Genomic DNA, 13,534 nt, shown 5'->3' with positions numbered 1-13,534 from the left:
GGATCCCTTGCTAGGGTAGGGTCGATTTTGACAGGTTCTATTGCTGATGCTGGAGTTGCTTCTCCGTGGGCCGTTAGGGATGCTGCTGGTTCAAGAGACTGGCGAAACCCTGTTGGATGGGATCCTGACCCCTGAGGAGGCCACCGAATCTTTGCCCGCCCGCTTCACAGGGGAATTTCTCAACCAAGTGGCCGATTTCACCACCCGCTTCAGTTTGCAGGGGCTGCGGGGGCTACTCCAGCTGATGGGGATCGATCCGAGCGGGATCCCGTTGGAACTGCAGAGCTTGGTGGCCACAGGGGTGTTAATAGCGCTGATCGGCAGCTTGGTGGTAGGGGTACGCCGCCGCATTCGACATGAACTGCATCCGCAACGGCGACGACGGATCCGCCACTTTCTCACCCGCACCCTGTTAATCAGTCTGATTCGCCCCCTCAGCTTCCAAATTTGGGTTTATGGGGGCTTTCTAGCCATGGCTCCTCTACTCAGCTACCTAGAGGGCTACGACCGCATCTCAGGGCGGCAAATGTTTAGGATGCTGCACTACCTGATCGTCGGGTCTTCGGTGGCAGGCGGGGTATGGTTCATGTTGCTGGTACTAGAGCAGGTGCGCAATCGGGCCAAAGCCGCGGCTCGCAAGGCCAAACCAGCCTCCTTTTTGCACGCCATTTGGATCCCGACGGCTGCCCGTTCCCTAGAGGTGATCACCCCGTTGTTGGCGGTGTTGGTGTTTTTTCAGTTGGTGCCCGTCCCTGCCGCCTTTCAAGAGAACATCACAGCTTTGTCCTGGGTGATGAGCATTCTCAGCCTGGGTTGGGTGGCCGCCCAGTTTTTCCTCAACTTGGACGACATTATCCTGCGCAAGTTCGACATTTCCGCCGCCGACAACCTGAGGGCACGCACCATCTACACCCAGGTGCATGTGATTCAGCGCATCGGTCTATTTTTGCTGGGGTTATTCACCATCGCCGCTGTGCTGTTGTTTTTTCCCGCCGTTCGGCAGTTCGGACAGGCGATCATCGCTTCAGCCGGTGTAGCCGGGATTATCATCGGTTTTGCTATGCAGAAGGCCCTGGGGAATCTGTTTGCCGGGATCCAAATTGCCTTTACCCAACCCATTCGACTGGATGATGTGGTGATTGTAGAAAACGAATGGGGTTGGATTGAAGAAATTACCCTCACCTATGTGGTGGTCAAAATTTGGGATTGGCGGCGCTTGGTACTGCCGATTAGCTATTTTATCGAACGACCTTTTCAAAACTGGACACGTACCTCCGCTTCAATCATCGGCACCATTTTTATGGACGTCGATTACACCATCCCGGTCGAGGTGTTGCGGGAAAAGTTTGAAGAAATCGTGCGGCGTCATCCACTCTGGGATGGGCGAGTCTATTGCCTCCAGGTGACGGAACTGAAGGAGCGAACCGTAGAGTTGCGAGTCTTGCTCAGTGCGGTTGATTCGCCCAAGGCCTGGGATCTCCGCTGTGATGTGCGAGAACAGATGCTGAAGTTCGTGCAAACCCATTACCCCGAATGTTTACCCCAGATCCGCATTGAAACTGGCTCTGTCAGGTTCCCTTCCGAAAGGTTGGGGGAACGGCAACGGCAGCTTTTGGAGCATTCCTGAGCTTCTGAATCAGTCTCTGAATCAGTCGGGCCATTGGGGATCCCTAACCTCTAGTGCTCAACATCACAAGCGCCAATGCTCACCCATCCGCTCGATCCATCCCGCCAATGCTCTTTTTTCCAAATTGGGGCCTTATGCTTGAGGGTATCGATAGCCAATTGACAGGCGGCGAAGGCTTCGGCTCGATGGGGCATTCCCACTGCCACCAACACACTGATCTCGCCAATGTGCAGCTTGCCCACCCGATGATGAATGACCACACTGTTACTTTCCGGCCAGCGGGACTGAATGTGTTGGGCAATATCGGCAAAAACCTTAAGGGCCATCGGCTCATAGGCTTGATACTCCAGGTGATCCACAGGGCGACCGTCGGTGGTGTCCCGCACCGTCCCACTCATGACCACCACAGCACCATTGCCAGGATGAGCTGCTTTTTCGTGCACTTGCTCGATAGACAGTGGAGCCAGCGTAATCTGAAAGGAGGTTTGCAGAGCAGTCATTGGCAAGGCAGTCATGACCCAGACCAGAAGAGGGATCCCCACAGCAATGCTATCGCTTCCGACCATTCCAAGGTGGCTCCGTAGGTATCGCCCGTGTGTCCCCCTAACTGACGGTTGATCCAGTACCCAACTCCAACGGCCCCGGTAGCGGCCCCCATCGTCCAGAGCCATACAAGTTGCCCGTTCAGGATCCCCGCCCAAGCCAATCCAGCCGTCAAACCTAGCAGCAGGGCTGTACCCGGCCAGAGAGCAGCGGGAAAAGGGGTGGACTCTTTTAAGAAGCGCCCGGATCCCTGTTGGCGTAGATAAGGGTAGAGGGCAACGGCTAGCAACTGACCCCAACGGCCCCAAGCAGGTACCAACAGCAACCATGGCCCAACTCGCAAATGGGTGAGGGCAGCAAATTTCAGCAGTAGGAGCAGAATCAGGGCCATCACCCCGTAGGCCCCCGTGTGGCTATCCTGCATCACCTCTAAGCGACGACGGGATCCTTGTACTCCGGGTTCTGCCTCGCTTGGGAGAGTTTCTTGATGGATATTGATCGCAAGGCCATCGGCAGTATCTGCCACCCCATCCAAATGCAGCCCGCCTGTCAGCAGTACCCATACCGCCAACAGCAAAGCCGCCCGTACCGGATCCGGAAAGACCCGCAACGGGATCCCGATCAGGCAGAGGATCCCGCCAATGACCAAGCCCACCGCTGGTAACCAGGCGGCAATGCCCGTGAACTCCAAGTTTTCCGACCTTCCCAAGGGCAAGGTGGTGTAAAAAGTTAGGGCTGCCCAGAAGCGCCGCAATCGCTCAATCCTTTCTTGGGTTCGGAATGGATTCGGCCCGTTTTAACCGGATCCCTTGGCCAGACAGACAAGCTTTTGCCTCCCCAGCCCCTCTAGGGATCCTCATCTCGAATGGTGCGCTCCACCACAATTGTTAATTTGGCAACCAGAGCCCCGATCGCCCCGACAGCCGCCAAAACAGGGAACAAAGTTGCCCCCAAAACACCCGCCGCCACACCAACCCCTAGGGGAATTTCGATCAGGGTGTGCCCTTCGGCATTTTTGATGAGAATGCGGCGAACGTTGGCTTCTTCGATTAGCTCTCGAATTTTGGCTAGCAAATCATCTCCGCTGATCTTAAACTCCTCCACGTCGTACTCGATTGGGGCTGGGAAAGTCTCTTTATCCTCGCTGGAGATGTTGGGATCCGGAGTTTCGTTTGGGTTCATGCTGAAGATCCTCCTTCACGTCGGGTCAGCGGTATTCACTATATCTATCCTAGAGGGTTTGTCCCTGCAGCGATTAGGTCAAGCAGTTGATCTCAACAGATTGAAGGCAGCCGTGGGGTGGGGTATCCCTGTTGCACTCCAATTCTTTTGAGTCTTCTGACTAGAATGACTAGAATGAGCTGATGGATTAGGGCTGCTGCATGACAATGCCCTCTTGGGTTGTGGGGAAGACGATCAAGCGTCGTAAGCTTCTTAAGCTCAGTCAGATGGTGCTGGCGGGATCCCTTTTGAGCCTGGGATCCAACCTGGGCACTCGGAACAGTCATGCCACCCAAAAGCCGACGGTTTTGATCATTGGAGCTGGGCTAGCTGGGTTAGCTGCCGCGAAAAGCCTGACCCAAGCGGGATACGGCGTACAGGTGCTAGAAGCGAGGGATCGTCTCGGTGGCCGCACTTGGACCAGTCAAACCTGGGCAGATGCTCCGGTGGATATGGGTGCGTCCTGGATTCATGGCATGGACGGCAATCCCTTGACAACCCTGGCGCAGTCTATCTCGGCAGACTTGGTGACCACCGATTATGAAAATGCTTGGGTCTATGGCCCAGCGGGCAATGCATTGGATGAAGCGGAAGAATCCGAGCTTGAAGATTGGATCGAGCAAGTGGAGAATGCGCTGCGTCGAGGTCAAAGTCGGGATCCCGATCAGTCCGTCCATGCGACGGTGCTAGCCGCCCTCAATGGCTCAGCCCTATCTTCCCAAGAGCAACAGTGGTTAAACTTCGTCCTCACCAGTACGATTGAACACCAATATGCAGGTAGCGCCGAGGAGCTTTCCACCCATTGGTATGACGATGCCGAAGCTTACGATGGGAATGATGCCCTGTTTGTGCAGGGATATCGAACGATTGTGGAGCACTTAGCGGCAGGCTTGACCATCCGGTTGGGGGAGGAGGCTAAAGCCATTCGTTGGGCTGGCTCCGAGGTGGTGGTAAGTACCCCTCAAACCAGCTACCAAGCCGACAAGTTGATTGTGACTTTGCCCCTAGGTGTGCTTAAGGCCCATTCAGTAACCTTTGAACCTGAATTACCCGAATCTAAGCGGAGAGCCATTCAAGGATTGGGGATGGGGGTGTTGAACAAATGTTACCTGCGGTTTCCAAAGGTGTTTTGGCCTGAAAGCGTGGATTGGATAGAACAAGTGTCGCCACAACGGGGAGCCTGGACAAGTTGGGTCAGTTTGGTGCCATCTTTGGGGTTGCCGATCCTGCTGGGGTTTAATGCTGCCGCTTATGGTCGCGCCCTGGAATCTCAAACCGATAGAGAGATTGTAGATAGCGCCCTACAAAGCTTGACTCGCCTTTTCGGGGAGGATGTCATGGATCCTGTGGGATATCAAATTACCCGTTGGCTTGCGGATCCTTTTGCTCGCGGCTCTTATTCATTTAATGCTGTGGGTAGCACACCCCAAATGCGGGAGCACTTAGCCGAAAATCTCAGTGGAAAGGTCTTTTTTGCTGGAGAGGCAACAGAACGTCACGCCTTTGGTACGGCTCACGGGGCTTACCTGTCCGGACTCCGGGCTGCTCAGGAGATTATGGGGTCTAGTTGACCCCCCCTTCATCCCATCCATACTCAGGGATCCCATCAGATTGTCTTTGGTTGGGGATCCTCTGTGCAAATCCTCTAACTGAGGGGGAAAATTAGGGATCCCCGCAACCTTAACAGCCTGCACCCGAGAAAACGAGTACCATCTCACTCAACCCTCGGCAGGCTTCTGGGCATTGTCCAGGAAGGAGATGGCAGTTAGTCTGAACAAAATAGGTAGGTAGGGCCTTGGGCTCCTCTCCTCGAGGTGCTTTTTGTATTTGATTTCGCGTGTGTTGTTTTGGTGGGGTGGTTATGAATCGTCAACATCGTCGGTCTTGGTTGACCTGGACAGTGAGCTTTGTGCTGGGAGCACTTCTGATGTTGCTACCTGCGATTACGGTGGGGTGTGGTAGTAGCAGCCGCTCCGTCACGGTTCCTCCTTCTTCCCCTGGCGAAACGTTTATTAATCAGTCCATCCCCGCTGGAGTCAATCGTCTGCCCACTTCCAGCATTGTCGGTTTCCAAATTGGGGATCGCATCCGCATTGATCCGGGGGGTACCCGCCAGGAAGATAACCAAATTTCTGGGTTTGGATCCCTGCTGTTGGTGAACCCGACTCAGTTTCCTCATTCTGCCGGAGAACGGGTGATCCGCATTGTGGCCACGCCTCTGCCAACGCCCAGTCCCAGCCCCTCTCCGACAGGATCCCCCAGCCCCAGTCCCTTCCCCAGCCCTTCTCCCAATGGGTTCCCCAGCCCGACCCCTTGAGGACTTCGCATCAACATCTACTTCAAGGGGGGACAGAACTCTGGAATGTGCTTCTGCCTACTCAGTTGGTTGGGAGTCTGGCGATACAGCCTTTTCCGACTTTACACAGGCCCTTGAGCTAGGCAAAAAACCCTATGGAGCAAGGGATTGACCTAATCTGCTGTATCAGATAACGCTGGAAAAGGCTGTAAAGTGGTGCAGAATGTCCCTTGTGGATACGGGATCCCTCGCATGTCTGTTGCCCCTTTTGACTTCAGCCATTTTTTCACCCATGCTGAGATCCTTGACTTTCTTCAGCAAATGGTGGCAGCCTATCCCGATTTGATGCAATGGGAGGTGATCGGGCGGAGCTACGAGGGGCGGGATATCGTTTTGGCTACCCTGACCCAACAGAATACGGGATCAGCCCTGGAAAAACCCGCCTATTGGCTCGATGCCAACACTCATGCCGGAGAAGTGACGGGATCCGCGGTTGCCCTTTACGACATCTACTATCTACTCACCCACTACGGTCAAGATGAACGGGCAACCCGCCTCTTGGATGGCTATACCATCTATGTGCTGCCTCGTATCGCCGTCGATGGCTCGGAAAAATATCTAACTACCCCCTATCGGTTGCGTTCGGGCACCCGTGCCTATCCACAGCCGGATCCGCAACCCGGTCTTTACCCGGAGGATGTGAATGGGGATGGCAAGATTTTGCAAATGCGCAAAGTGGATCCCTGCGGGGCCTGGAAGGTTTCGTCGTTGGATCCCAGGATTTTGGTACGGCGGGATCCGGAGGAATTCGGCGGCACCTACTACCATTTGATGACCGAAGGGCTGATTCGGGAGTTTGATGGCTACGATCTACCGATGGCTCCGACCCTTGAAGGGTTGGATTTCAACCGCAATTACCCGCACGAATGGGCCCCGGAAAATGAGCAGGTGGGAGCGGGGGACTTTCCCTATTCCGAGCCGGAAACCCGGGCCATCGGGGAATTTCTACGTACCCACCGCAATATCAACGGCTTTGTTACCTATCACACTTCTTCTGCCGTTCACATTCGCGCCTACGCCACCCATCCAGATGAGCATTACCCGCCCGAAGATCTGGATATTCACAAGCTGATTGGCGAAAAAGCCACCGAGATCACCGGCTACCCCACCATTTCCGGTTACCATCACTTCCGCTATCATCCGAAAAAAGTTAGCCACGGTAACTTCAATAGCTATGCCTACGATGCCTTTGGTTGGTATGGCTTCACCACAGAACTGTGGGATCTGCCCACCGAAGCGGGGGTGGAGAAGAAAGATTTCATCCAGTGGTTTCGCTGGCACCCGGAAGCAGATGATTTGAAGATGTTGAAGTGGAATGATCAGGTTTTGGGGGGACGAGGCTTCATCGATTGGCAGCCGTTTGAACACCCACAGTTGGGCTTGGTGGAAATTGGCGGTTGGGATTACAAAGCGGTTTGGCAAAATGTGCCCCCAGAATTGTTGCCGGAGCTATGTGATAAGCACTGTCGTTTTGCCATTGCCCATGCGCTCATGTCGCCGCGGTTAGCACTAGCTCGCAGCGAAGTTCACCCCCTCGGAAAAACTGCCGACGCATCCCAGTCTTTATTTCGGGTGGTGGTGCAATGCGAAAATCAAGGATTCTTGCCCACCTATACCAGCCAAAAAGCGCTGGAACGCAAAGCCGTTCGCCCGATTCAAGTCAGTCTTGAGTTGCCCGAGGGATCCAGATTAGTGATGGGATCCCAGCAACAGGAGATCGGGCATCTGGAGGGCCGCTCCAACAAAGCCTACGGGGAGATTATGTCTGCTAGTACGGGCATTGACTATCGCCGCAAGGTGGAATGGGTGATCCAAGCGCCTGAGGGCAGTTGCCTAGAAATTGTTGCCCGAGCGGAGCGAGCTGGAACGGTGCGTACTCAGTTGGTGTTGGGGGACTGAATCTAGGTACAGCCTTTTCCAGCGATACATCCTACAGCCGATACAGGCCCACCCTTTGTCCGACAAGAATTTCTTCTTGACCTTGTGTCGTTCATGAAGTCAGAAAAGGCTGTAAGCGCTTTTTTAAAGCTAAGAGAATAGTGGCATAGCTCATACATGTCCAACTGTGAGGATCCCGGCTTCAGCGAAGGCATAGCCGATAATAGGAGATGCTCTTCTGGATGCGGTGCTCCTATGGCCAGTGCTCTCGTCTCCCCCGAAAACCTGCTGGATCTCTGTGAGCAGGGTGTACAAAAGGCCTTGGCTGCTGGGGCCGACCAAGCGGAAGTGTTTGCCAACTCAGGCCGGGAAACAGAAGTCACCTTCGAGAAAAATGACCTGAACCTAGCCCGTACCAGCAGCGAAACCCTATTCGGTGTGCGGGTTTTTTGCGGAGGTAGGCTGGGCTTTGCCACCTCCAATCGCCCGGAGGAATTGGCGGATATCGCCGCAGAAGCGGTGGCTCTGGCCAAAGCCTCCCCGGCGGATCCCCTGAATGGGTTGCCGGATCCCCAGCCTCTGCCATCGGTTCCTTTTCCGCTTGATGCCGGTTTGCTGGATCTGGATGCTGCCACCCTTACTCAACTGGGATCCGAACTCCTAGAGCGAGTCCGCGCCCAAGATAGCCGCATCAACATCGACAGTGGCTCTATCAGCGTTGAAGAAGATACTCTGGCCATTGCCTCCTCCACCGGGATCCGCGCCAACTACCACAGCGTCGAAGGGGGGGGATCCCTGTTTGGTATGGCCATTGATGGGGAGGAGGTGGGAAGCTTTGCCTACGATGGCGACAGCGTGCAGACACGGGCGGATCTGATCCCGGCTCTGGAGCGGGCCTTCGATCGGTTTGTCAACAAGTGTATCGGGGCGCTGGGGGCCACTCAGGGGGAGAGTTTTCGCGGCACCATTTTGCTCCCGCCCGATTCGGTGGATGAGCTGCTGGGGGATTTGATCGCAGTGTTGGGGGCAGATGCGGTGCGCAAAGGCAAAAGCCCCCTGGCCCAAAAAATGGGATCCCTGATCGCCAGCCCGTTGCTGACAGTGGTCTCGGAGGGCTTGGGGCTACCCGGTTACCGGATCGAGCCGTTTGACCGGGAAGGTATCCCGCGCCAAATTACCCCCCTGGTGAATGAGGGCATCCTCTGTAACTTCCTCTACAACAGCTACGAATCTCGCGCCGCTGGGATCCCCTCCAATGGTCATGCCACGGGAGGGGCAGGGAGCTTACCAGGGGTAGGGCCGGCCTGTTTGAGTGTGGCTGCGGGCAAAACCCCCTTATCTGAGCTGTATGCTGTGGAGCGGGGCATCATCGTCACGCGCCTCTCCGGCAGCAGCAACCCGATCACCGGCGATTTTTCTGGGGTGGTGAAAGGGGGGTTTTTGGTGAAAGGCGGGGAAAAACGTCCGATTTTGGAAACCACGATCGCCGGCAACCTCTATGACTGTTTGCGGAATATCTCGGCAATTTCACAAGAAGTGACCATTTTTAATGGCAGCACTGCTTTTCCGGCTTTGCGCATAGAAGATGTTTCGGTGACTGCGGGCTAAAGCCCGTTTCAACCCTCGTTTAGTCCCTAATTCTTTTCGCCCAAAACTGTAACAAAGTAGCCCATCTCGACCGGCCACGATCCCTAGGCCAAGGGGCTGAGGGGTTTCGCCTGGATATCATGGGGGCGACGGAGGAGGCTGCAACCCTAGGGCAGACAGTCCGTGAACATGTACTTGACAGTAGAGGGATCCATGTTGCTCAGCAACGCTTACGCGACCATGTGGCCAGCGGAAGGGCGGCAACGCGCCATCATCGAGTCGGTTGCACCGGAAATAGACGGCGGACGCTATGCCATTAAACGCACCGTCGGCGAATACGTGGTGGTGGAAGCGGATATTTTCGGGGATGGCCACGACCAACTGTCGGCGGTACTTTGTTTTCGGGAGGCGGGCTCAGAGATCTGGCAAGAGCTGTTTATGGAACCGGTCGGCAACGATCGCTGGCGGGGGCAATTTCAACTGAACCAACTGGGGCAGGCCTACTATACGATTCGGGCCTGGGTGGATCACTTCAAAACTTGGCAGCAGGATCTGCACAAGCGGGTTGAGGCCGGACAGGATGTCTCGGTGGAGCTGCTGATCGGGGCGGAGTTGATCGAGAGGGCCGCCCAACTGCACAGCGGCGATATCCAGGACAAGCTGCGCAACTATGCCCAAAGCCTCCGCCAAGGGGGAGCAGCCCCGGATCCGGCCCACAGGGATCCCGCCATCGAAACGGCCCTATCCGACAACTTGGGAGATCTGATGCAGGTGTACGGTGAGCGCCCTTTTACCAGTACCTATCCGGAACGGCGGATCTGGGTGGATCCGGTGAAAGCCCAATTTAGCGCCTGGTATGAGCTGTTTCCCCGCTCCTGCGGCCCCGACGAACACACCCACGGCACCTTCCGAGATGTGATCGCCCGCCTGCCCCTGATCGCGGAGATGGGCTTCGATATTCTCTATCTGCCGCCAATCCACCCGATTGGGTTGGCCTTCCGCAAGGGCAAAAACAACTCCATGACTCCAGAACCGGGCGATACGGGATCCCCCTGGGCGATTGGCGGGCCGGAAGGGGGACACAAAGCCATTCACCCCCAACTGGGATCCCTGTCAGACTTTCATGAGTTGGTGGCCCAAGCCAAAACCTTCAACATCGATATTGCCCTGGATATTGCCTTTCAATGCTCTCCGGATCACCCCTATGTCAAAGAGCATCCCGAGTGGTTCAAAAAGCGCCCCGATGGCACCATTCAGTATGCGGAGAATCCGCCCAAAAAGTATCAGGATATCTATCCCATTAACTTTGAAACCGAAAATTGGCAGACCCTCTGGGAAGAGTTGAAAAGTGTGATCCAATACTGGATCGACCAGGGGGTGACCATCTTTCGGGTGGATAATCCTCATACCAAGGCTTTTGGCTTCTGGGAATGGTGCATTGGTGAGATCAAAGCCAAACACCCCGAGGCAATCTTTTTAGCAGAGGCTTTTACCCGTCCAAAATTGATGAAATCTTTGGCCAAGTTAGGCTTTACCCAGTCTTATACTTACTTCACTTGGCGCAACGACAAGTGGGGCCTGACGGAGTATTTCACCGAACTGACCCAAACTCCGATGCGGGAGTATTACCGTCCCAATCCCTGGCCCAATACCCCCGATATTCTGCACGAGTTTCTGCAAACGGGGGGTCGCCCGGCCTTTATGTTGCGCTTTATTTTGGCCGCCACACTGGGATCCAACTACGGTATTTACGGCCCGGCTTTTGAGCTGTGTGAAGGGCGTCCGGTTCGCCAAGGCAGCGAAGAATACCTGGATTCCGAGAAATACCAAATCCGTCACTGGGATCTGGATGCGCCGGATAACTTGCGGCCCTTAATCACCACAGTTAACCACATTCGCCGGCAAAATCTAGCTCTACAAAGTGACTGGAGCCTGGTGTTTCACCCCACCAACAATGATGCCCTCATTTGCTACTCCAAACGCACCTTTGATGGTTCCAATCGCATTTTGGTGGCCGTCAATTTGGATCCCTTTCACATTCAATCCGGTTGGGTCAACCTAAACCTGGCGGCTTTGGACTTGGAGCATTGGCAAACCTTTAAGCTGACGGATCTGTTGGATGGTCGCCACTACTCGTGGCAGGGATCCAGCAACTACATCAAATTGGATCCCTGGACGATGCCCGCCCACATTTTTCTCTTGGAGAATTCTTAGAGAGCTGAGGCTGTAGGGTTTTAGCTGCGGGTGCGGGCAAAATCCGCCACAGAAAGTTGGTAATACAGATGGGGCAACCCGGCATGGGTGATGGGGCGCTGAAAGACAAACCCCAACTTTTCCATCACCCGTTGGGAGGCGCAGTTCTGGGCTAAAGTCCAGCAGCCGATCTCTGCTAACCCCAACTGTTCAAACCCCACCTGCAACACTAGGGATCCCATTTCAGTTTCCAGAAGCAGCATGTCAGGGATCCCAAACAAACCTCGATCCTAAACCTAAAGGACTCACCCCCACGATGTGAGATGCCGATGCAGACGGGAATCCCTAGAAGGGCATAGACTTCCCTGAAAGAAAAGCCACGAAGTTGTCAGCAAAGAGCAGTTCTGGCAAATTTTGTATCAGAAACAACAAAATGCCGGTGTCGGCCTTTTTAGGATGAGTGAGCGTTTCTGGCCGTACTTGGGTCAAAACGCGGGGATCGATCGCTGGGATCCCGTATAAACTCACCCGAACCCACCGTAGTTCACCCCAGTCCTAACCGCAAATCCAATAAGGAGAGAGTAATGGCATCCACGCCCCAAGAAGTGCTTCAGATGATCCAGGACAACAACGTCCAGATGGTGGATCTCAAGTTTGTGGATATCTTCGGCACCTGGCAGCACGTCTCCTTTCACACCTCGATGATTGGAGAAGAAACCTTCAGCGAGGGGTTAGCCTTCGATGGATCCAGTATCCGGGGCTGGAAAGCAATCAACGAGTCCGACATGTTCATGGTGCCGGATCCCAAGACCGCCTGGATCGATCCCTTCCTGGAAGTTCCCACCCTTAGCCTCACCTGTAGCATTGTTGAGCCCCGCACGGGGCAGCTTTACTCCCGTTGCCCCCGCAGTTTGGCTACCCGCGCCGTGGCCTATTTGCAATCCACTGGTATTGCCGATACCGCCTACTTCGGCCCAGAAGCGGAATTTTTCATCTTTGAAGATGTCCGCTTTGACCAAACCCAAAATTCTGGCTACTACTTTGTCGATTCCATCGAAGGCCGTTGGAACTCTGGCCGCGAAGAAATGGGCGGCAACCTGGCCTACAAACCCCGCTACAAAGAGGGCTATTTCCCCGTTCCTCCCACCGACTCGCACCAAGACATCCGCACCGAGATGTTGCTAACCATGGCCAAATTAGGGGTGCCGATCGAGAAGCATCACCATGAGGTGGCCACCGGCGGACAAGGGGAGCTGGGCTACCGCTTCGCCGATCTGATCTCGGCTGCCGACTACATGCTGATTTATAAGTATGTGATTCGCAATGTGGCCCGCAAGCACGGCAAAACCGTCACCTTCATGCCCAAGCCTCTGTTCAACGACAACGGCACCGGCATGCACACCCACCAGTCCCTCTGGAAAGATGGCCAGCCCCTCTTCTATGGGGAGGGCACCTATGCCAACCTGAGCGAAACCGCCCTCTATTACATTGGTGGCCTCCTCAAGCATGCCCCCGCCATCCTGGCCTTCACCAACCCGACCACCAACTCCTACAAGCGCCTGGTACCCGGGTTTGAGGCTCCGGTAAACTTGGCTTACTCCCAAGGCAACCGCTCCGCTTCCATTCGCATTCCGGTGACCGGCACCAGCCCAAAAGCCAAGCGTCTGGAATTCCGCTGTCCCGATGCCACCTGCAACCCTTACATTGCCTTCTCCGCCATGTTGATGGCCGGTTTGGATGGGATCAAGAACAAGATCCACCCCGGCGAGCCCCTCGACAAAGATATCTACGATCTGGAGCCGGAAGAGCTGGCCAAGATTCCCTCCACCCCCGGATCCCTGTTGGATGCTTTGGAAAACCTGCAAAAGGATCATGCCTTTTTGCTGGAAGGGGGTGTCTTTACCGAAGACCTGATCGAGACCTACATCGAGTACAAGATCGACAACGAGATCAACCCGATCAACCTGCGGCCTCATCCCTATGAGTTCGCCCTCTATTACGATGCGTGATCGGATGCTTGATCTTCGGCATTAGGCCTGGAGAATCGCAACTATCTCAGCTATCGCACTGGATCTGGATCCCTTCTCTTGGCTGTGAGGGGATCCTTTTTTAGGCCTGCTTCTGGGTAT

General features: G+C 55.0%; 11 protein-coding genes. 7 read left to right on the top strand and 4 right to left on the bottom strand.

Going from position 1 to position 13,534, the window contains the following annotated elements; genetic code table 11:
- Positions 1-46: 46 nt before the first annotated feature.
- Complete coding sequence (locus tag L1047_RS12300; RefSeq protein WP_235279263.1) at positions 47-1,627, top strand: mechanosensitive ion channel family protein; 1,581 nt, start codon at positions 47-49, stop codon at positions 1,625-1,627.
- Positions 1,628-1,677: 50 nt separating this feature from the next.
- Here L1047_RS12300 and L1047_RS12295 read toward each other — a convergent pair whose 3' ends face one another.
- From L1047_RS12295 to L1047_RS12285, 3 genes are all read right to left on the bottom strand, one after another.
- Positions 1,678-2,142 (bottom strand): molybdenum cofactor biosynthesis protein MoaE, encoded by a 465-nt coding sequence (locus tag L1047_RS12295; RefSeq protein ID WP_235279262.1) that lies wholly within the window; start codon positions 2,140-2,142, stop codon positions 1,678-1,680.
- Complete coding sequence (gene cobS / locus L1047_RS12290; protein WP_235279261.1) at positions 2,139-2,924, bottom strand: adenosylcobinamide-GDP ribazoletransferase; 786 nt, start codon at positions 2,922-2,924, stop codon at positions 2,139-2,141. The genes L1047_RS12295 and cobS overlap by 4 nt, the downstream gene beginning before the upstream one ends.
- A 92-nt stretch (positions 2,925-3,016) precedes the next feature.
- Positions 3,017-3,352 carry a DUF4342 domain-containing protein gene (locus L1047_RS12285; protein WP_235279260.1) on the bottom strand — a complete coding sequence of 112 codons (336 nt, stop codon included), beginning with the start codon at positions 3,350-3,352 and terminating at the stop codon, positions 3,017-3,019.
- Between the two features lie 200 nt (positions 3,353-3,552).
- Here L1047_RS12285 and L1047_RS12280 point away from each other — a divergent pair, with 200 nt between their 5' ends.
- The 5 genes from L1047_RS12280 to L1047_RS12260 all read left to right on the top strand — a co-directional run bounded on the left by L1047_RS12280 (position 3,553) and on the right by L1047_RS12260 (position 11,426).
- Complete coding sequence (locus tag L1047_RS12280; protein ID WP_235279259.1) at positions 3,553-4,962, top strand: flavin monoamine oxidase family protein; 1,410 nt, start codon at positions 3,553-3,555, stop codon at positions 4,960-4,962.
- A 290-nt stretch (positions 4,963-5,252) separates the two neighbouring features.
- Positions 5,253-5,708, top strand: a complete 456-nt coding sequence (locus L1047_RS12275; RefSeq protein WP_235279258.1) for a hypothetical protein — start codon at positions 5,253-5,255, stop codon at positions 5,706-5,708.
- 231 nt (positions 5,709-5,939) lie between these two features.
- Complete coding sequence (locus L1047_RS12270; RefSeq protein ID WP_235279257.1) at positions 5,940-7,646, top strand: M14 family metallopeptidase; 1,707 nt, start codon at positions 5,940-5,942, stop codon at positions 7,644-7,646.
- 234 nt (positions 7,647-7,880) lie between these two features.
- Positions 7,881-9,233: a TldD/PmbA family protein gene (locus L1047_RS12265; RefSeq protein ID WP_235279256.1), complete on the top strand. Its 1,353-nt coding sequence runs from the start codon at positions 7,881-7,883 to the stop codon at positions 9,231-9,233.
- A 168-nt stretch (positions 9,234-9,401) separates the two neighbouring features.
- Positions 9,402-11,426 carry an alpha-1,4-glucan--maltose-1-phosphate maltosyltransferase gene (locus L1047_RS12260; protein WP_235279669.1) on the top strand — a complete coding sequence of 675 codons (2,025 nt, stop codon included), beginning with the start codon at positions 9,402-9,404 and terminating at the stop codon, positions 11,424-11,426.
- Between the two features lie 20 nt (positions 11,427-11,446).
- Here the strand turns inward: L1047_RS12260 and L1047_RS12255 are convergent, their stop codons facing one another.
- Complete coding sequence (locus L1047_RS12255) at positions 11,447-11,668, bottom strand: GNAT family N-acetyltransferase (RefSeq protein WP_235279255.1); 222 nt, start codon at positions 11,666-11,668, stop codon at positions 11,447-11,449.
- A 321-nt stretch (positions 11,669-11,989) separates the two neighbouring features.
- Here L1047_RS12255 and glnA point away from each other — a divergent pair, with 321 nt between their 5' ends.
- On the top strand, positions 11,990-13,414 hold the full coding sequence (gene glnA, locus L1047_RS12250) for a type I glutamate--ammonia ligase (protein ID WP_235279254.1): 1,425 nt from the start codon (positions 11,990-11,992) through the stop codon (positions 13,412-13,414).
- The last annotated feature ends 120 nt before the right edge of the window (positions 13,415-13,534 follow it).

Origin of the sequence: Synechococcus sp. Nb3U1, assembly GCF_021533835.1 — a bacterium.
GTDB lineage: Bacteria > Cyanobacteriota > Cyanobacteriia > Thermostichales > Thermostichaceae > Thermostichus.
Note: the sequence above shows the minus strand (reverse complement) of the source record. Positions and strands in the feature narration are given on the sequence as shown.